At 58.0% G+C, this 19,806-nt stretch carries 12 protein-coding genes and 6 pseudogenes; 15 read left to right on the top strand and 3 right to left on the bottom strand.

Annotated elements, in window-relative coordinates; translation table 11 throughout:
- Positions 1-15: 15 nt before the first annotated feature.
- A pseudogene (locus JZM24_RS19020) lies at positions 16-549 on the bottom strand (nitrate- and nitrite sensing domain-containing protein); the annotation flags it as partial.
- Positions 550-1,165: 616 nt separating this feature from the next.
- Between JZM24_RS19020 and JZM24_RS17990 the strand changes: the two are divergent.
- The 6 genes and pseudogenes from JZM24_RS17990 to JZM24_RS17965 all read left to right on the top strand — a co-directional run bounded on the left by JZM24_RS17990 (position 1,166) and on the right by JZM24_RS17965 (position 6,841).
- Positions 1,166-2,605, top strand: a pseudogene (locus tag JZM24_RS17990) (DASS family sodium-coupled anion symporter).
- 79 nt (positions 2,606-2,684) lie between these two features.
- Positions 2,685-4,430 carry a fumarate reductase (quinol) flavoprotein subunit gene (frdA, locus tag JZM24_RS17985; RefSeq protein ID WP_215671475.1) on the top strand — a complete coding sequence of 582 codons (1,746 nt, stop codon included), beginning with the start codon at positions 2,685-2,687 and terminating at the stop codon, positions 4,428-4,430.
- Positions 4,423-5,163 (top strand): succinate dehydrogenase/fumarate reductase iron-sulfur subunit, encoded by a 741-nt coding sequence (locus JZM24_RS17980; protein WP_215671465.1) that lies wholly within the window; start codon positions 4,423-4,425, stop codon positions 5,161-5,163. The genes frdA and JZM24_RS17980 overlap by 8 nt, the downstream gene beginning before the upstream one ends.
- Before the next feature lie 3 nt (positions 5,164-5,166).
- The gene (gene frdC, locus JZM24_RS17975) at positions 5,167-5,568 is read left to right on the top strand and encodes a fumarate reductase subunit FrdC (RefSeq protein WP_215671464.1); all 402 of its coding nucleotides are present in this window, start codon (positions 5,167-5,169) and stop codon (positions 5,566-5,568) included.
- A 13-nt stretch (positions 5,569-5,581) separates the two neighbouring features.
- Positions 5,582-5,938 (top strand): fumarate reductase subunit FrdD, encoded by a 357-nt coding sequence (gene frdD, locus JZM24_RS17970; protein WP_215671462.1) that lies wholly within the window; start codon positions 5,582-5,584, stop codon positions 5,936-5,938.
- A gap of 417 nt (positions 5,939-6,355) precedes the next feature.
- Entirely contained in the window at positions 6,356-6,841 is a 486-nt protein-coding gene (locus JZM24_RS17965) for a hypothetical protein (protein WP_215671460.1), read from the top strand.
- Positions 6,842-6,861: 20 nt separating this feature from the next.
- Here the strand turns inward: JZM24_RS17965 and robA are convergent, their stop codons facing one another.
- Entirely contained in the window at positions 6,862-7,791 is a 930-nt protein-coding gene (gene robA / locus JZM24_RS17960) for an MDR efflux pump AcrAB transcriptional activator RobA (protein WP_215671459.1), read from the bottom strand.
- Positions 7,792-9,078: 1,287 nt separating this feature from the next.
- Here robA and ompF point away from each other — a divergent pair.
- The 3 genes and pseudogenes from ompF to JZM24_RS19915 all read left to right on the top strand — a co-directional run bounded on the left by ompF (position 9,079) and on the right by JZM24_RS19915 (position 12,641).
- Positions 9,079-10,173, top strand: a complete 1,095-nt coding sequence (gene ompF, locus JZM24_RS17955; RefSeq protein WP_312885063.1) for a porin OmpF — start codon at positions 9,079-9,081, stop codon at positions 10,171-10,173.
- A 398-nt stretch (positions 10,174-10,571) separates the two neighbouring features.
- A pseudogene (locus JZM24_RS17950) lies at positions 10,572-11,952 on the top strand (D-arabinono-1,4-lactone oxidase).
- 1 nt (position 11,953) lies between these two features.
- Positions 11,954-12,641, top strand: a pseudogene (locus tag JZM24_RS19915) (glycosyltransferase).
- Between the two features lie 242 nt (positions 12,642-12,883).
- Here the strand turns inward: JZM24_RS19915 and mntR are convergent.
- The gene (mntR, locus tag JZM24_RS17940; RefSeq protein ID WP_215671456.1) at positions 12,884-13,351 is read right to left on the bottom strand and encodes a manganese-binding transcriptional regulator MntR; all 468 of its coding nucleotides are present in this window, start codon (positions 13,349-13,351) and stop codon (positions 12,884-12,886) included.
- Positions 13,352-13,714: 363 nt separating this feature from the next.
- Between mntR and JZM24_RS17935 the strand changes: the two are divergent.
- From JZM24_RS17935 to argG, 6 genes and pseudogenes are all read left to right on the top strand, one after another.
- Positions 13,715-14,585: pseudogene (locus JZM24_RS17935) on the top strand (metal ABC transporter substrate-binding protein).
- Positions 14,582-15,365: pseudogene (locus JZM24_RS17930) on the top strand (ATP-binding cassette domain-containing protein). The pseudogenes JZM24_RS17935 and JZM24_RS17930 overlap by 4 nt, the downstream one beginning before the upstream one ends.
- A gap of 31 nt (positions 15,366-15,396) precedes the next feature.
- Complete coding sequence (locus tag JZM24_RS17925; protein ID WP_215671455.1) at positions 15,397-16,218, top strand: metal ABC transporter permease; 822 nt, start codon at positions 15,397-15,399, stop codon at positions 16,216-16,218.
- Positions 16,215-17,057, top strand: coding sequence for a metal ABC transporter permease (locus JZM24_RS17920; RefSeq protein ID WP_215671453.1), 843 nt, complete (start codon positions 16,215-16,217; stop codon positions 17,055-17,057). The genes JZM24_RS17925 and JZM24_RS17920 overlap by 4 nt, the downstream gene beginning before the upstream one ends.
- A 467-nt stretch (positions 17,058-17,524) precedes the next feature.
- Entirely contained in the window at positions 17,525-17,932 is a 408-nt protein-coding gene (locus JZM24_RS17915; protein WP_215671451.1) for a helix-turn-helix domain-containing protein, read from the top strand.
- A gap of 226 nt (positions 17,933-18,158) precedes the next feature.
- Complete coding sequence (gene argG, locus JZM24_RS17910) at positions 18,159-19,496, top strand: argininosuccinate synthase (protein WP_215671450.1); 1,338 nt, start codon at positions 18,159-18,161, stop codon at positions 19,494-19,496.
- Positions 19,497-19,806 lie beyond the last annotated feature (310 nt).

Below are 19,806 nucleotides of genomic sequence, written 5' to 3'. Positions count from 1 at the left end.
CATCAGCGCCGCTTCCAGAGCGGACTGGACCTGTTTGAGGTCGTTCATGCGCCGGGTATGCAGGGCAAACCAGCGCAACGCGTTTTCCTCGCCGGCTATTTCAGGGCGCGATTGGGTACAGGCGATGCGGCGCAACCGTTCAAACTCGGCATTATCGAAGCGCTGCGCCGTCCAGCGCGACAGCACGTCTTCAGCGGCAAATTGGCTGAAGGTGGCGAAACACCGGTTCTGGCCTTCAATCAACGTCGTCAATTGCTGACGTTCAGCGTCATCGAACGTCCCGCGGGCGAAACCCGCCGCCCCCAGCGCCCGTTCCTGCCCCGCCAGCTCTTTGCCCTGCATGAAACTGAACAATGCGATCATCGCCCGGGATACCGCGGGTTCGGTCGCGGCATCGGCCGCATCGAAAATCAGGCTCAACAGTTGGCGGATAACCGCCGTGAAACCCGACATTGCCGCCGGCGCAGCGAGCGTTTGGCGGCAGATATCCTCGCGTAACGCCGGCAAGGTTTCCAACGCGGTCAGCGCGCGGGCTGCGCGGTGGAACAAGCTGGCGCCGCTGCTCAGCCAGATATTCGATGTCCCTCGCTCCAGCTGGAGCGCGTCAATCAGTTGGCTGACAGATTAATCAATCTTCCGGTTTGCAGGAGTCCGTTAAGCTCGGCAATGGTCATCTCGCGGGCGAGATCGGTAAAGTGGCGGGCGCTGGGGGTGACGGATTTCATCGTTGTCTCTTACGGCTGCGGCGACCGGCGGTTCACCGACGGGATAATAAACTATTGTACCCTGCGATCGGCCACTGCGGTAGCGAGGGATTGCACTTCCCTCCTCCGCACGGCCCAAAGTTGAGGTAGCGCAAGAATTGCAAAATTAGCGCCCTCGGCGCGTGGGCTGTTCCTGCCTTTGTTGATCGAGATCAACCGCTACGGTCGGGAAAGCCCCATTATGAACATATCAATCCTTACGATTACTGAGGTTTAAATTTCAAACAACATAACTATCAAACTACTAAATTAGATTTAAACAGTTAATCACTGCGTTACCGATAGACATGTTGCGACTTTTCGCCAAGGGTTACTGCCGGACGTTAACGACAAACTTAACCGCTTTTCCGTAACCGTGCGAGTTAAGAAACTCATAACAAAAGCGCGACTCAGGAGGGAAAATGAAACATCTCATATCGCTGTTTCTTCCGCTGCTTATCACCTTGGTTTTACTCTGCCTACCCACGCCGGAAGGTCTGGCACCTTATGCCTGGCACTTTTTTGCCGTCTTCGCCGGCGCCATTGTCGGATTGATTCTTGAACCTCTGCCCGGTGCCGTGGTCCGGCTGACCGCGGTGGTTATTATCACCCTCGGCAGCGAATAGCTGCTATTTATCCCCGAACAGCAGGCTGCGGCTAATTTTAATCTCCCCGCCATGAGTTTTAAATGGGCGGTGTCGGGCTTCAGCAACTCCACGGTCTGGCTCATTTTCAACGCCTTCATGTTCGCCGCCGGCTATGAGAAAACGCGGTTTGGCCTTCGGCTGGCGTTGCTGCTAGTCAAATATCTCGGGCGACGCACCCTGACGCTTGGCTATGCTATCGCCTTTGCCGATCTGCTGCTAGCGCCGTTTACGCCGTCCAATACTGCCCGCAGCGGCGGTACGCTTTATCCTATCATCTCCAACCTGCCGCCGCTGTACGGCTCGAAACCCAACGACCCGAGCGCCAGACTGATTGGCTCGTATCTGATGTGGGTCGCCATCACCGCCACCTGTATTACCAGCTCGATGTTTTTATCGGCGCTGGCGCCCAATCTGCTGGCGCTGGCGTTGGTGAAAAACCTGGTCGGCATCACTATCTCCTAGGGCACCTGGTTTTTAGCGTTTCTGCCGCTGGGAATTTTGCTGCTGCTGTCATTACCGCTGCTGGCCTATTGGCTTTATCCGCCCGGCGTAAAAGAAAATGCCGAGGTGCCGCGCTAGGCGGAAAGCGAGCTGCAAAAATTGGGTGCGCTTTCGCGTAAAGAGATCCTGCTACTGATTTTTGTCTGTCTGGCGCTGTTATGCTGGATTTTCGCCACCGCGTTCATCGAACCGGCGGTGGCAGGGCTGATGGTAGTGGTGCTGATGCTGTTAAGCGGCGTGCTGGAGTGGAGCGATATCACCAGCAATAAACCGGCGTGGAACACCTTTGTCTGGTTCGCCACGCTGGTGACGCTGGCGGCAGGTTTTTCCGACGTCGGCTTTATCGCCTGGCTGGGCAAATTGGGAGCGCAGATGCTGAGCGGTATCGGGCCGGTGCAGGCCACGCTGGCGCTGGTGTTAGCCTTCTACCTATTGCACTACCTGTTTGCCAGTACCACCGCGCTGTTACCGGCGGTGCTGGCGATAGGCGCCGCGATCCCGGGGATCAACATGATGGTATTTTGCCTGCTGCTGGTCACGTCGTTGGGGATTATGGGGATTATCACCCCGTAAGGAACCGGCCCCAGTCCGATTTACTACGGCAGCGGCTACCTTCCCACCGCCGACTATTGGCGGCTGGGCACCATATTCGGCGCGATTTTCCTGGTACTGCTGCTGGTCATCGGCTACCCGTGGATAGTTATGGTGGAGTGAGGCCGCGGGCGGCCACTGCGCCCGATTTAAATGTGAGCATTATTTTACTTAGCAATGGAGAACGCTATGTCGGTCATTAATTGCGATATCGCTATCATCGGCACAGGCGGAGCCTCTGATTAAGATTGCCCTGATATCCAAAGTCTATCCCATGCGCAGCCACAGTGTGGCCGCCGAAGGCGGGGCCGCGGCCGTCACTCAGGATCACGACAGTTTTGCCGAACATTTTCACGATACGGTGTCCGGCGGCGACTGGCTGTGTGAACAGGACGTGGTCGATACCTTCGTACGCGACTGCCCGCGGGAGATGATTCAACTGGAGCAGTGGGGCTGCCCCTGGATCCGCAAGGCCGACGGCACCGTCAACGTCCGGCGCTTCGGCGGGATGAAAATCGAGCGAACCTGGTTTGCCGCCGATAAAACCGGCTTTCATCTGCTGCATACGCTGTTTCAGACCTCGCTGCAATTTCCGCAGATCCAGCGCTTCGATGAGTATTTCGTGCTGGATCTGCTGGTTGACGACGGCCAGGCGCGCGGGCTGGTGGCTATCAATATGATGGAAGGCCAGCTGGTACAATTTCGCGCCAATGCCGTGATCCTGGCAACCGGCGGCGCCGGCCGCGTTTACCGCTTCAACACAAACGGCGGTATCGTCACCGGCGACGGCATGGGTATGGCCCTGCACCATGGCGTTCCCCTGCGCGATATGGAATTCGTTCAATACCATCCGACCGGCCTGCCGGGTTCGGGTATTTTGATTACCGAGGGCTGCCGCGGCGAAGGCGGCATCATGGTCAACAAAGACGGCTACCGCTATCTACAGGACTACGGCATGGGGCCGGAAACCCCGCTAGGCGAGCCGAAGAACAAATATATGGAGCTCGGCCCGCGGGACAAACTCTCGCAGGCCTTCTGGCATGAGTGGCGCGCCGGGCGCACTATCGCCACCCCGCGTGGCGACGTTGTGCATTTGGATCTGCGTCATCTGGGTGCCAAAAAGCTGCAAGAACGGCTGCCGTTTATCTGCGAGCTGGCCAAAGCCTATGTGGGGGTCGATCCGGTTAATGAGCCGATCCCGGTGCGTCCCACCGCCCATTACACCATGGGCGGCATTGAAACCGACGCGCTGTGCGAGACCCGGGTAAAAGGATTGTACGCGGTCGGGGAATGCTCCTCGGTCGGTCTGCACGGCGCTAACCGGCTGGGCTCCAACTCGCTGGCGGAGCTGGTGGTTTTCGGCCGCATCGCCGGTGAACAGGCGGCGTTACGCGCGCGGCAGAGTGCGCCCGCCAACGGCGCGGCGCTTGATGGTCTGGCGCGGGATATCGCCGAGCGGTTGCACTCGCTGCAGCGCCAGGAAGGCACCGAAACCTGGAGTGCGCTGCGTGACGAAATGGGCCTGAGCATGGAGGAAGGCTGCGGTATTTATCGTACCCCCGAACTCATGCAAAACACCGTCGATAAACTCGCCGAGCTAAAAGACCGGTTCAAACGAGTGCGAGTTCAGGATACCAGTAGCGTCTTCAATACCGACCTCTTGTATGCACTGGAGTTGCAACACGGTCTGGACGTGGCGGAATGTATGGCGCATTCGGCCCTTCACCGCCGGGAATCACGCGGCACGCATCAGCGTCTCGATGAAGGCTGTACCGCCCGCGACGATGTCAATTTCCTGAAACATACGTTGGCGTTCGCCACCCCTGACGGCGGCGTCCGGCTGGATTACAGCGACGTGAAAATCACGACCCTACCGCCCGCCAAGCGGGTTTACGGCAGCGAGGCGGAAGCGCCGGCCACCGCGAGTAAGGAGGCCAACCATGGCTGACAAGCACCCGTTGACGGTACAAATCCAACGCTACGACCCCGAAAAAGATCGCGCCCCGCACTGGGAAAGCTATCCGGTGCCCTGGGACGAACAGACGTCGCTGCTCGATGCATTGGGCTATATCAAGGATCATCTGGCGGCGGATTTGACCTTCCGCTGTTCGTGCCGGATGGCGATATGCGGCTCCTGCGGCATGATGGTTAACGACGTCCACCGGCTTGCCTGTAAAACTTTCCTGCGCGATTTCCAGCACGGCCTGAAGGTGCGGGCGCTGGCGAATTTCCCTATCGAGCGCGATCTGGTGGTGGATATGAGCGCCTTTATGGAAAGTTTATTGGCCATCCAGCCCTGGATTATTGGCAACAACCGCACGCCGGAACAGGGCGCCAACGTGCAAACGCCGGCGCAAATGGCGAAATACCATCAATTCGCCGGCTGCATTAACTGCGGACTGTGCTATGCCGCCTGCCCGCAATTCGGGCTTAATCCGGAATTTATCGGGCCGGCAGCGATTACCCTCGCCCATCGCTACAACCTGGATAGCCGCGATAAGGGCCAGCGTCAGCGCATGGCGCAGCTCAACGGCGAAAATGGCGTGTGGCGCTGCACCTTCGTCGGCTACTGCTCGGAGGTTTGCCCGAAGCACGTCTACCCCGCCGCGGCCATTCAGCAGGGCAAAGTGGCCAGCAGCAAAGATTACCTGATTGCCACCCTCACCCCGCAGGGAGACTGACCAATGATTAATGCAACCAAACGCAGACCGTATACGCCGCCGATGACCGGCAGTTGGTGGCGCCACCTGGGTTTCTACCGCTTTTATATGTTGCGCGAAGCGACGGCGATACCGGCAATCTGGTTTAGTCTGGAGCTGCTCGGCGGCGCCGTGATGCTCAACGGCGGCGAAGCGGACTGGGCACGGTTTGTCGGCTTTTTACAGCATCCGCTGGTGCTGGTGTTAAATATCGTCTCGCTGCTGGCGGCACTGCTGCACACCGTGACCTGGTTTCAGTTGGCGCCGAAAGCCAGCATTATCGTGGTGGGCGATCATAAATTGCCGCCACAGCCGATCGTGACGGGCCTGTGGGTCGTCACCGCCCTGTTTAGCCTGGCGCTGCTCGCTTGCGCTTATTTCTATTGACGGGAGATGCTTCGTGAAATCAACGCCAAGACGCAGTAACGAACCGATTTTCTGGGGGCTGTTTGGCGCCGGCGGCATGTGGACCGCAGTCGTCGCGCCGGTGATGCTGCTGATTGTGACACTGCTGCTACCGCTCGGCCTCTATCCCGGCCGCACCCTCGATTATCCGCGCATGCTGGCCTTTTCCCAAAGTTGGCCCGGGAAGATCTTTCTCCTGCTGATGGTCATCTTGCCGCTCTGGAGCGGTTTCCACCGGCTGCATCATTCATTGCATGACCTGAAAATGGCGCCGCCGTCAGATAAACTCATCTGTTATGGCCTGGCGGCAATTCTCAGCCTGGCGGCGCTGGTGGCCATCGTGCTGATCTAACGCTTAGCGCCTGAAGCGTAGCAGGCGCTCTGCCCCCGGGTCAGCGCTTCGTGTGTGAAGCGTAGCGGGCGCTCTGCCGCCGCGTCAGCGTGATTACCACGCGCGTTGCAGGCCGTAATACGCCGACGTCTTCGCACTTTCACCCTGCGTTCTTTTACCCGCCGATACCGCGCGGGCACGCGGCCCTCCGCGTGCTCCACGGGCAAGGTACTCCCGGCGCCGTACCCTCTCGCCTTTTGATGACTATACTGACGTTTTGCGCCCGGCAAAACGCCCGAGCGCAAAAATGCCGGATTCGCCGCCACTCATGCCGAACGGCTGCATGGGCGTAAGGTGGCATACGCCACAAACGTGTCGCGGAAAGTAACCGCGCGCGTCCTACGTGTTAATAACTTTCAAGTCATTAAGGAGCGTTTGGTGGCCCAACGGGACGAAGATCTGCTCAGGTTTTATCGCAGCGAAATACAATGGCAAAGTGGCTTACTCTCCGGCAGGCTTAATGCTTTCATCGCATCACAATCATTTCTAGTTATTGCCTACGCCACCTCGATAAGTTCACTGGTCGGCAAGTGGAACAACCCCTTTACGCTGTTGTTCCCGCCCTTCCTCGGCGTGTTGGCGCTGGTGCTTATTTTCCAGGCCTGGCCGGGCATCCGCTCCGCCTATGCCGAACTTAAGGGGTGGCAGGAATGCCAGGATCGCCTGCTATTCGAGCGCCAGGAACTGGGTGATTACGATCTTTATCTTGCGGAACGGCGCGCCGAAAACGCTACCGCCTACCCCGGCGCGGCATGGAAATACTTCCGTCAGGGCGTGCTGTTTCGCCGCCACGCGCCGTGGGTTTTCCTCTGCGTATGGAGTTACCTGACGCTGCTACCCTGGGGACTGTTTCTGCTCAGCTGATGGCCGCATCCGGGCGGCTATCAGCCCGGGCACATTCCCAGGCTTAGCGGTAACGTCACCGACTGTTGTACGCTCTGCCCGTCGCGCAGGATAGGGATCAGGTAGTCGCATAAGAACGTTGCCGAGGCTTCGTCTTGTTCCACGGAACCCGCCAAGCGGAACCGTTCAATATCGGCGCCCTCACGGCGAATAAGTTTCATCATCGGCAAACAATGGCCGTAAACGTCCAGGATAAAATTTTGCAGCCCCGGCTTCGGTCCCCGATAGGTAAACTGAACATATTCCCCGGCCTCAAGCGTAATCGGCTGACCCTGACGCATGCCGTCGGTCAGGTATTGCGGCTCTATCGCCGTGGTATACAACACTTCCTGGCGATCTTCCCGCGCCTTAATCGCCTGGGTAGCGCACAGGCCATAAAGCACCGGCGGTTTCGTTGGCGTCGCGGCCAAGAATTGGCGCCAGAAATGCGTACGTAAATTGGTGCGATATTCGCTTAGCTGCTCCAGCGTGCAGGTATAGCTTTGCGACGTGCCGATAAGCGTCATCGCCGGCAGTGTAACGAATTCCGCCTGGGGCAAAGGCCGGCTATCAAAACGATATGGCGGATGCATGCCCGAGAAATGCCATTTGCGCGAACGGCGATACAGCGCCGGCGTCTGAATAAACTGCTTTTTGAATGCGCGGGTGAAAGTCTGTTGCGAATCGAAACCGTATTGCAGTGCGATGTCCGCTACCGAACGGCTGGTGAGCCGCAGCGCCAGCGCGGCCCGGGAGAGCCGCCGGGCCCGAATATAGGCACCAATCGCCTGTCCGGTCGCCAGCTTGAATTTACGCTGCAAATGCCACTTGGAATAACCCGAGCGCTCAGCCACCCTATCCAGCGACAACGGCGTATCGAGATGCCCTTCCAGCCAGCTCAGCAAATCTTGGATAATACCGGCCTGATCCATACAATACCCTCAGGTTCCTTGCAAGTTTTGATGTCATCCCACCGCATCCGCCCATGGATGCACTGAGATCGCCGGAAGCTTTATAACACTTATGCTAATAATAACTCAATGAAACTATTGGCATGAAATGTTTGCATTATGTAACTTTTGTGCAACCAAACATTTACTGGGCATTTTAAGTTAACCCTGAATGCGGTTAATGACAATTTGTGCCGAAAATAAACCTGAATAACCTCGACCCGCTACAGCATAACGTCCCACGGCTTAAAAATGCACGATGTGATGTCAGGGAATATATGTTTATTGTTGACTGTGATAAATTGTTTAATATTAATACACACTTTCACCGCTTTATTGTCCGGTAGTGCAAATGTATTATTTCGGCAAATATTCAATTAGGTTAATCCGTGCGGTTTTTAGCATTTAATGCGGAAGCATACATCCAATGCGCTTTTTGTTTATTCATGCTCTCAGTGAAATTATCCTGTAATAACTTAGGGATAATGTGTGTTGGGAATTTGCAGTGGATCACAAAAAAATTAATTATACATAGTGACTTTTATCCTCAAAAGATTATTATTTTATTTCCCATTGGAGCCTCCTGTGTCTACTTGTTGCGCTTCACGCATTGGCCGTGGATGAAATAGGCCAAGGCACCGATTTACCAACCCGACTGCCGTGCAAAAACGCCTGAAAGTCTGGCTTTGACAATCAGGGAAGTGTAGGCTAGCGGGTTATTTTAACGAAATGTGCTGTTATTAACTTTGCGTGCTGTTATCTAGTATTCTGCCAAGCTCGGGTATATCGGCACAGATTGGAAAAGTACAGCGCAACGTTCAAAGTGATGGTTAGCCGCTGCTTTAAAAACAGGCGAAACGGCCCACAGCACCTTCTGACGCGCCAAGGTGGGCATGACAAGCAAAGCGAGGGCTCTGGGTTTTACCCTGACAAGCAGGCAATTATTCCTGGCGCGTGGCGTCAATATAACTTGCCGGCGATATGTTAACTCGTGGCCAATGCCAGGTTATGCAGTGTTTGCGCGAAACAGTATTGACGCCAAGCGAAGCGGCAGAAACAATGCATAATCCGGCCTTTTATAGCTTAGCGAAAAAATTTGCATTACCCCGTGAGCAGAGAAGAAAGTGATTTCTGTAGTGCATACAGAGAGATATACGAACACAGCGATGGATACGCCCTATTTTAGTAATTAAATGTTTCAGAAGAGATGTTTCAGTAGTGGCGCGGGCTTATACCAGCATTCAAAAAAAGCCTATATAAGGTATCAACGTGATGAAAAAGAGCATACTTACGGTGGCTATTCCGGCCCTGCTGGCGGCAGGCCTGGATAATGCGGCGGAAGTGTATAACAAAGACGGCAATAAGCTTGATTTATACGGAAAAGTGGATGGCCTGCACTATTTCGGTAAAGATGACGCTTATGCCACCGACGGTGACCAGTCTTACATCCGTTTCGGCTTTAAGGGCGAAACGCAAATTACCGACCAACTGACCGGTTATGGTCAGTGGGAATATAACGTCCAGGCCAAAAACAGCGAGGGCGGCGATGATTTTGACAATGGTAACAAAACCCGTCTGGGCTTCGCCGGTTTAAAATTCGGCGATTACGGTTCATTCGATTACGGACGTAACTATGGCGTGGTCTATGACGCCCTGGCTTGGACCGATATGCTGCCGGAATTCGGCGGTGAACTGGCTTACACCGACAACTTCATGGTAGGTCGTACTACTGGCGTCGCCACTTACCGCAACAGCAACTTTTTTGGCCTGGTGGACGGGCTGAGCTTCGCGCTGCAATACCAGGGTAAAAACGATCGCGACGAAATGGGCCGCGCCAACGGCGACGGCTGGGGCGGGTCTATCACCTATGAAACGCCGATCGGTATCGGCGTAGTCGGTAGCTATGCGTCTTCCGACCGGACCGATGTCCAGCAGTCCGCAGCATATGGTAACGGCGATCGCGCCGAGCAGTGGGCTACCGCGCTGAAGTATGAAGCCAACAATATTTATCTGGCCGCCACCTACGGCGAAACTCGCAACGCCACTTATTTTGACGGCACGACCTCTACCGGCGCCACGGCGGAAGGTTTCGCCAATAAGACCCAGGACTACTCACTGGTGGCGCAATACCAGTTTGATTTCGGCCTGCGTCCTTCCATCGGTTATACCAAATCCCGCGCCAAGGATGTCGAAGGTATCGGTGATGTCGATCTGCTTAACTACTTTGAAGTGGGCGCGACCTATTACTTCAACCGTAATATGTCCACCTACGTGGATTACATCATCAACCAGATCGATGACGATAATGCCCTGGGCATCAACAGCGGCGACGTCGTCGCACTGGGCCTGGTCTATCAGTTCTAACCTGATGGGTTGACGCCAGTCACCCCTTCCCTCTCCCCGTTTCGCTAGCGCGGACGGGGCTTTTTTTTGCCGGTCTATCGCGATAAAACGCTATCACCCAGTGCCGGTTCCACACCAAGGTCGGGTGCCGTCTTGCCGGCACGGCGGCGACACCGCTCGGGTAAAACACCCACCTTGCCTGAGAGACCGTTTCCACCCCGTGCGCCGCCGACGCGCTGCCCCGGCCAGCCGCCTATGTGTGTCTGGCATTATCGCCTTTCCCCTGCCGACCAGGTATTCACCTTACAAATGGTCTATGCTTTTGAAGAGAAATTCCTTTCACGCCCAGTGGCGGCAGTTAAAAAGGGAAGCAAAGCCTGTAGGTCAGGCTGGTTTTATTCAATGGAAGGAGTGGTGCAGTGTTATCAGATAGGGCAGATTTTCCCTTGCGCCGTAGCTTGCCGGCGACAGAGGTGACGTCAGAACAGCACATCTGGAATTGGGCGCAAAACGCGCCGCTGGGACCACAGACGCGGTTGCAGCGGCCGCAGGATGAGGAGTCGCTGCGGCATATCATTACCCACCGCAGCGGCCGTATCCGCCCGATCGGCACCACCTTATCAACTGGGGACTTGCTGGCCATTCAACATGAGCAAGATACACTGATTGATATCTCCGGCCTGTCCGGTCTGCTGCGCAGCAGCGAGAACAGCGCCACCTTCGCCGCCGGTACGCCGCTGCATGAAGTGTACCAGACGCTTAAGACCCTGGGCCGTATGCTGCCTGCGTCGCCGGGGGTGATCGCTATCCAGACGTTGGCGGGCGCCATTGCTACCGGTACTCACGGGCAAGGACTGGGCCAGGGGGCGTTGGCCGATGACGTGCTGCACATCCGGCTGCTGTGCGCCGACGGTACCGTGGCCGAATTCTACCGCGATCACCCCTGGTTCGGCGCCTTGCAACTGGGCCTCTGCTGCCTGGGCGTGATGACCGAAATCACGCTACGTACCGTGCCGTTGACGGTGTTTACCTGCTTTAAAAGCGCGGTTTCCGCCGGCGGTTTACAGGAGGAGATTTACACTTGGAACAAGGCGTTTACCTTCAATAAAGCCTGGTGGTTTCCCGAAGATGATCGGGTGCATGTCTGGTGCTCGCGTGAGGCGACACCGCGTGAGCGACAGCGTTACCGCGCCGGCGACGCCGTTGCGCTGAGCGCGGGGGACAGCTCGCTGAATGCCACGGTCGATCAGACGCTTACGCACATGCAAAATGATACCCGCATTCTTGGCGAGGAGGGTCGGCATTTCGACACCGTCACCCGTTTCAAGGATTTCACCGATCTGACCGGCGACATTTACCAACTCTTCTGTCGGGGTATCGCCGCGCCGCAAATCAACGTGAAAATCGGCATCCCGCTGGCCCGCGCAGGCCAGACTATCGCGCTTATCAAGCAATGGTATGCCGAAGCTCATCCCCATATGCATTATCCGGTGATTTTGCGCTGCATCGGCCTGGCTCAGCCCCGCCTGGCAGCAGCCCACCTGCTTTTTTGGCTTCGTGGTCTACTATGCCGATGATGGTGCCCTTTCCCGCGAGGGTATCGCTTTTCTGCAGGAAGTGGAAAAACGGCTTGCCGCCCAGGGCGGACGACCGCATTGGGGCAAGTATTATCATCCGGCGCTTTACCGCTGGCGCGGTCTGTACTCCCGCTGGGACGACTTCCGCCACGTCCGCGCCGCGCTGGATCCCACCGGCGCCTTGTCAAATGCGTTCACCGATCGCCTGCTGGAGGTCAATTGAGATGGCAGCCTGGATCACCTTGTTAACACAGCCAGATTATCTGATAGGCGTGCGGACGTTGTGGCGCTCGCTGCAGCAAAGCGGCAGCCGCTATCCGCTGGTGGTCATGGTGACCGAATCAATTCCCGACGCTACCCGCCGGCAACTAACCCAGGAGGGGTGCCTGGTGCGCGAAGTACCGGCGCTGCAGCCGCGCTGTGCGCCTGGGCGCAGGATGGATTGCCGCCTGCCACGCCTGCCGATGCAACCCGAAACGCGTGGCCCGCTATCCGGCGGACTGGGTACCCGAGAATTGTTTTTACAGCAATTATCAGCCCGGCCAACCGATGCCCGCCGATGGCAACGCAGGCTATTTCAACTCCGGTTTTATGGTCTTGACACCTAACCGTGAAACCTTTGCCGCGCTGCAAACGGCTCTGGACGGCATCGGCGATTTGACGCATTACCCCTTCCCCGAGCAGGATTTGCTTAATCACTTTTTTGCCCGACGTTGGCGCCAGTTGCCATACGGCTATAACGCGCTAAAAACCCTGGTTTACCAGCATCCCGGTTTATGGGATGAGGCGACCGTCTTCGCCATCCATTTTATCCTGCAAAAACCCTGGCACGCTGAGGCACAAACGGACGACGGTGATCGCCGGCTGGTGATGCGCTGGCGCCGCACCGCCGATAGCCTGCCCGATGCATGACGTGCCAGCAACGGTCTGGCAGGCATTCACTGAGGGCGCGCCGCAGCGCGCCTTGGGACGATGGACGGTCGCTGAGAACACGATGTCGCTGATGGCGCGAGGTGACTGCGGCACGATATCGCTGATGGCGCGGGGTGGCTGCGGCAAGATATCGTTGATGGCACGAGGTGGCTGCGGCACGATATCGCTGATGGCGCGCGGAGGCAGCGCCAGGCGGCGTGGAAAAGAGTTAGCAGGGAGAGTTAACGATTTTCAGGATTATCGGCGAAGCGGCGGAAAATTTGTAACGTTTCGTCACTGACGTGATGCTCAATACCTTCCGCGTCGCGGCGTGCCGTTTCGGGGCTGACGCCCAGTGCCAACAGGAACGATTCCACAATTTGGTGGCGTATGCGGCTTTCGTGGGCCAGCGCTTCTCCTTCGGCGGTGAGAAAAATGCCGCGATAGGGCTGTTGTTCCACCAGTCCCGCCGCCACCAGCCGTTTAAGCATCTTGGCCACCGTCGGTTGTGACACGCCCAGCCGCGCCGCCAGATCAACCTGGCGCGCTTCGCCGCAGTCGCGGATAAGATCGGCTATCAGCTCGACATAGTCATCTATCAGCTCCCGCCGATGCGCTTCACGCACCTGCAAAAATCCCTGTACATGCTCTTTCACGTCCACCAACGGCGTGAGATCGCTGGACAGCGCGGATGAATAATCCTGGGTCATGCCTGTTCCTCGTTATGTCATGGCCCATGGCCAACGGTCCCGCGCAGGCGGGACAGGCACATTATGGCTAAACAGTGTAAACGAAGAGCGGTCGAGTACAAAATTTTGAATTAATTTCTTTTGCTATATAATATAGCCTATGCTATATCTGTAGATTAAGCCAGCACCGGCGAGGCGCCGACAACAGCTCGCCGCTTGATGCGTTTAGGCCAGCAGCACGGGCGCCTCTGCCTGCAGACCCGCTGCCCGTTACTAACATGATTGCCGCATTTTCAGACGTTAACCGCCACCCGGGAAATTGCCATGACTACGACATCTTCTCCTCGCCATGTTTTCACCCGCTCGCCTTTTACGCTGCGCTTGATGCTGGCGGGAATGCTGGTCGCGCTATTCACCGGCAGCGCGCGGGCGGAAAAACCCTTTCAGGTGATTACCACCTTTACCGTGATTCAGGACATGGCGCGGCAGGTGGCAGGGGACGCGGCAGAGGTGCATTCCATCACCCGGCCCGGCGCGGAAGTCCATGATTATCAGCCCACGCCGCGGGATATCGTCAAGACGCAAAAGGCGGACCTTATCCTGTGGAACAGCATGAACCTTGAACGCTGGTTTCGCCGCTTCTTCGACCAATTACACGACGTGCCGTCGGCGGTCGTCACCGACGGTATCGAACCCATGCCGATCCGCGACGGCGGCGCCAACGATCGCGTCAATCCCCACGCCTGGATGTCGCCCACAAACGCGCTCCTTTACGTCGAGAATATCCGTCGGGCGCTGGTGAAACACGATCCCGCCCATGCGGCGATTTACAATCGCAACGCTAAACGCTATGCCGACGAAATCAAGGCGCTCGATGCCCCGTTGCGCGCCCGGCTGGCGAAAATCCCCGACGAACAGCGCTGGCTGGTCACCAGCGAAGGCGCATTCAGTTATCTGGCGCGGGACTACCGACTGCGCGAGGTCTATCTCTGGCCGATTAACGCCGACGAGCAAGGCACGGCCGCAACAGGTGAAAAAGGTCATTGATAAAGTCCGGCGCTATCGTATTCCGGTGGTGTTTAGTGAAAGTACCATTTCCGATAAACCGGCGCGCCAGGTCAGCCAGGAATCCGGCGCCCGCTACGGCGGTGTGCTGTATGTGGACAGCTTGTCCACCGCCGACGGGCCGGTGCCCACCTATCTTGACTTGCTGCGCACCACCGTGGATACCATCGCCAGCGGGTTTGGCCAATGAGCGCCCCCGCGGCGGCGCATGCGCGCACCCACCTGGAAGTGAGCGGTCTGACGGTCACTTATCACAATGGGCACACCCGCCCTGCGCGACGCCGGCTTCACGCTTGAGGGCGGCACTCTGTGCGGGCTGCTCGGCTTTAACGGCAGCGGCAAGTCCACGCTGTTCAAAAGTATCATGGGAATGGTACGCCCCAGCGCCGGCCTCGTCCGCCTCAACGGGCTGCCGGTGGCGGTCGCCCTGCGGCAAAATCAGGTGGCCTATGTCCCGCAAAGCGAGGACGTCGACTGGCATTTCCCGGTTCTGGTGGAGGATGTAGTGATGATGGGCCGCTACGGCAACATGTCGTGGCTGCGTCGCCCGTCGCGCCAAGACAACCAGGAAGTGGATCGGGCGCTGTCCCGCGTGAACCTGACCGCGCTGCGCCGGCGGCAGATAGGTGAGCTGTCCGGCGGCCAGCGAAAACGGGTCTTCCTGGTGCGGGCGCTGGCGCAGCAGGCGCGCATAATGCTGTTGGATGAACCCTTTACCGCCGTGGACAGCCATACCGAAAGCACCATCATCACCCTGCTGCGCCAACTGCGCGAGGAGGGGCATCTGGTATTGATTTCCACCCATAATCTTGCCAGCGTGCCGACCTACTGCGATCGGGTGGTGCTGGTAAACGGCGGCGTGGTCGCCGCCGGCCCTGTGGAAAACACCTTTACCGCCGACAACCTGCGCCGCGCCTTTGGCGGTAGTCTGCCGCTGCAGGTCCTGACGGGAGCGCCGGCGGATGCTTGAGTGGGCGCTGTAGCCACTGCATTATGGCTACATGCGTAACGCGATTTGGGTCAGCGCGCTGGTGGGGGCCTCTTGCGCGTTTTTGTCGGCGTTTGTGGTACTGAAAGGCTGGTCGCTGATGGGTGACGCTTTGTCCCACTCGGTGATGCCGGGCGTTGCCGCCGCCTATGCGTTGGGTCTGCCCTACGCCGCCGGCGCTTTTGTGACCGGTTTGCTGGCGGCGCTGACTATGGCGCTTACGCGCCACCTCACCCGCCTGCGTGAAGACGCCATTATCAGCTATGTGTTTTCCACGTTCTTTGCCGCCGGGCTGCTGCTGGTTTCGCTGAATCCCACCGCGGTCAATGTGCAAACGATTCTGTTCGGTAATATCCTCGCTATCGCGCCCGAAGATGTTCGGCAAGTGCAATGGATAAGCGGCGCGACCTGTATGGTGCTGTTTTGTCTGCGCAAGGATTTGCTGGCGGTGTTTTTCGACGAGGTTCACGCACGCTCGCTCGTCCTGGCGCCGCTGCGCCTTAAACTGGTGTTCTTGGTGCTGTTAAGCGCCAGCATCATCGCCGCGCTGCAAACCGTCGGCGCGATCCTGGTGATGGCTATGGTTATCACCCCCGGCGCTACCGCCTGGCTGCTGACCGACCGTTTCTCACGCCTGGTTGTGCTGTCGGTCGGCTTTGGCGCCGTCACCTGCGCCGTTGGCGCCTGGTTGAGCTATTTTGTCGATGGCGCTACAGGCGGCGTGATTGTAACGCTGAAAACGCTACTGTTTTTGCTGACCTGGGTGGTCGCGCCGCGCCACGGTTTGCTGGCGGCCCGCCGGCGCCGGCTGGCACCACCGGAGGCCGTGCGATGAGTTGGCTCGACTGGCTGATGAGTCCCTTAAGCTACCCTTTTATGCAGCGCGCGCTATTGGCGGCGCTGGCAACGGGAACGGTCTGCGCGGTGTTGTCGTGCTTTTTGGTCCTCAAAGGCTGGTCGCTGATGGGCGATGCCATCTCCCATGCGGTACTGCCGGGGATCGTGCTGGCCTTTGCCGCCGGTCTTCCTCTGGCGGTAGGCGCCTTAGTGGCGGGGGTCGGCTGTGCGCTGGGTACCGGCTATATTCGCGATCGCTGCCGGCTGAAAGAGGATACGGTGATGGGCATACTCTACACCGGCATGTTCGGTTTCGGTCTGGTGCTGTTCACCCGTATCGATACCGACCAGCACCTCAACCATATTTTATTCGGCAATGTGCTCGGCATTTCCCCGCGCGAATTGCTGCATACCCTGTTGATTGCCGGCGTAGTTACCCTGGTGGTGCTGCTAAAGCGGCGGGATCTGGCGCTATTCTGCTTTGATGTGGGTCAGGCGACGGTGCTGGGACTGCGCATTCCGCTTTTACATTATGGGTTGCTGTGCCTGCTGGGACTGACCGTGGTGGCATCGCTGCAGGCCGTCGGCGTCATTTTGGTGATAGCCATGCTGATTACCCCCGGTATCACAGCCTTGACGCTGTGCAGCCGCTTTGACGCCATGCTGGCGCTGGCGCTGCTTACCGCCGCCGTCGCCAGCCTCAGCGGCACGCTGCTCAGTTTTCATTTCGACGCCGCCACCGGTCCCTGCATCGTGCTGGTTCAGAGTCTGCTGTTTGTGCTGGCGGTCGCCTACCGTCATATCACCGGTCGGCGCCGCGCAAGCCTGTTGCCCTAACATAGACGGAAAGGGCCGACGAGGCTTTCTCCCGTTATGCCACCGCCACGTCAACAGATGCGCCCCGCAAAGGCGCCTGGCAACCCGCCTCCCCGCTGTCCAGCGATTTTCCTGCCTTGCTTGTCCCTTCTGCTCCTCGCCACCGCGCAGCGTGACAACATACCCGGCAACCTGCCCGGCGGATGTCTTGCCCTCCTGCTCATCCAGTCGTCCGCCGGTGTCCCTCGACTTCCGCCACCTTAGCCCAACGCTAAACGGTGGTGTTTCGTTACAGCCCGCAAAAACGCGCGCGGCGGCTAAATATTTTCCGCGCGTTGCCGATAGTGAAGCATGAGCCGGGCTTTCGCGCCCGGCCCCCTTTTCCGGTCGGAGTGCTGCGCACGTTTATGGGCCGCAGTCAGCAAGAGCGCGCGTCGGGTTATTCGCCGGACCGGCGGCGTTCCGGCCTCGCAGCTCAGGAGACAATAATGAACAAAAGCGTGCAAGCCCCCAGCAAAACCGGCAGCCAGCGTCGAACCCGCGTGCGCGGCATTGACCGAACGTTGCAGATTCTCGACTGTTTACAAAACCGGCAGAGCCCCATCACGACCTATGAAGTCGCGAAAGATCTTGCTGCCCCGTTGTCCAGCATTTACTCGCTGGTGGATGTTCTGGTAGCGAGTCGGTTACTGGAACGTGATGAAAACGGCATGATTTGTCTGGGCGCGCGGCTTTATCGCTACGGACTGGCCTATGCGCGTGTCCATGGACCGCTCGTTGCGTCGGCGACCGCCGCGGCCAACGGCGCGTCGAACGACATCGCGCCCGTTGGGGACGAATGCGTTGTGATGGGGGCCGCCGGCACGCCCTGCGCCGAAATACCGTCAGAGCGCTGAATCGCCACCTGCCTGCGGCAGACAGTGCGCCAGTGGCCGGGGCGTGACACAAACGCACCGGCCGTCACCAGGGGTAGACGGCGCGCGCCGCCGGGATTTCCCGACCTGCACCGCCGCTTAAGGGGTAGCATTCCGGGGAGAGTTTCCTTAAGATAATGCATCGGCAGCCTGCCGCGACGGGCGATTTCACCTTTTGCTATCATTTTCTCTTATAGGGCCCACATCAATGGAAACGATTCTCCGACATCTACCGGTCAATCAACGCGTGGGTATTGCTTTTTCCGGGGGTCTGGATACCAGTGCCGCACTGTTATGGATGCGTCAGAAAGGGGCGGTGCCTTACGCCTACACCGCGAATCTCGGCCAGCCGGACGAAGATGACTACGACGCCATTCCGCGCAAAGCGTTAGCCTACGGCGCAGAGAAAGCCCGTCTGATAGACTGTCGCAAGCAACTGGTGGCGGAAGGTCTGGCCGCCCTGCAATGTGGCGCATTTCATAATACGACCGCCGGCGTGACCTATTTTAACACCACCCCGCTTGGCCGCGCCGTAACCGGTACCATGCTCGTGGCCGCGATGAAAGAGGACGGCGTCAATATCTGGTGCGACGGCAGCACTTACAAAGGCAACGATATCGAGCGTTTTTATCGCTACGGTTTGCTGACCAATGCCGAGCTGAAAATCTATAAACCCTGGCTGGACACCGACTTTATCAATGAGCTCGGCGGCCGTCAGGAGATGTCGCAGTTCATGACCGAGGCCGGCTTCGATTACAAAATGTCGGCCGAAAAAACCTACTCCACCGATTCCAACATTCTCGGCGCCACCCACGAGGCGAAAGAGCTGGAATATCTCAACTCCAGCGTGAAGATTGTCAATCCCATTATGGGGGTGAAATTCTGGGATGAAAACGTGCGTATTCCGGCGGAAGAAGTGACCCTGCGCTTTGAACGCGGCCTGCCGGTGGCGATCAACGGCCAGCGCTTCGACGACCAGGTCGCGCTGCTGCTGGAGGCTAACCGCATCGGCGGGCGTCACGGTTTTGGCATGAGCGATCAGATTGAAAACCGCATTATCGAGGCCAAAAGCCGCGGCATTTATGAAGCACCGGGCATGGCGCTGTTGCATATCGGCTATGAACGGTTGGTGACCGGTATTCATAACGAAGACACCATCGACCAATATCACGCCAACGGTCGACAATTGGGCCGTCTGCTGTATCAGGGCCGCTGGTTCGATCCGCAGGCGCTGATGCTGCGTGACGCCACCCAGCGCTGGGTAGCCAGTGAAATAACGGGCGAGGTGACACTGGAACTGCGCCGCGGCAACGATTATTCCATTCTGAATACCGTTTCCGACAATTTGACCTATATGGCCGAGCGTCTCACCATGGAGAAAGGGGAATCGACGTTCTCACCGGAAGATCGTATTGGTCAGCTAACGATGCGTAATCTGGATATCACCGACACCCGCGCCAAGCTTATCAATTACATCGGCACCGGCCGGCTTTCCGCCGCCGACGACAGCGGCGTACCTAAGCTTGAGGACAAGCACGGCAATTAATCCCGGCCGTGCGGTCCGTCATGGTGACGGACCGCGGCGGCTCAGGTGCCGTTTAGCTGATCCGCACCTTGCGGGTTTATCGTCCTGGCGACACGGCTGATGCCTCGTTTCGTTCCGACCCTCGTCATCACCGTTCACGGTAGTGAGCTACGTCTTGCCACCATCAGCACCCTTAGCGTCCCGCTGTTTCCCGCTGGCGTCCTCTTTCCCAGAGTGTTTGCTTCGACGCCACGCTGCCAATAGGTGCGGGGGCGGATTTTCCGCTACTGTCGTTAACGCCAGGCACATGTCTTGCTGACTTGATCGGGGC

Source organism: Candidatus Sodalis endolongispinus, assembly GCF_018777395.1.
Classification (GTDB): Bacteria; Pseudomonadota; Gammaproteobacteria; order Enterobacterales; family Enterobacteriaceae; genus Sodalis_B; species Sodalis_B endolongispinus.
Note: the sequence above shows the minus strand (reverse complement) of the source record. Positions and strands in the feature narration are given on the sequence as shown.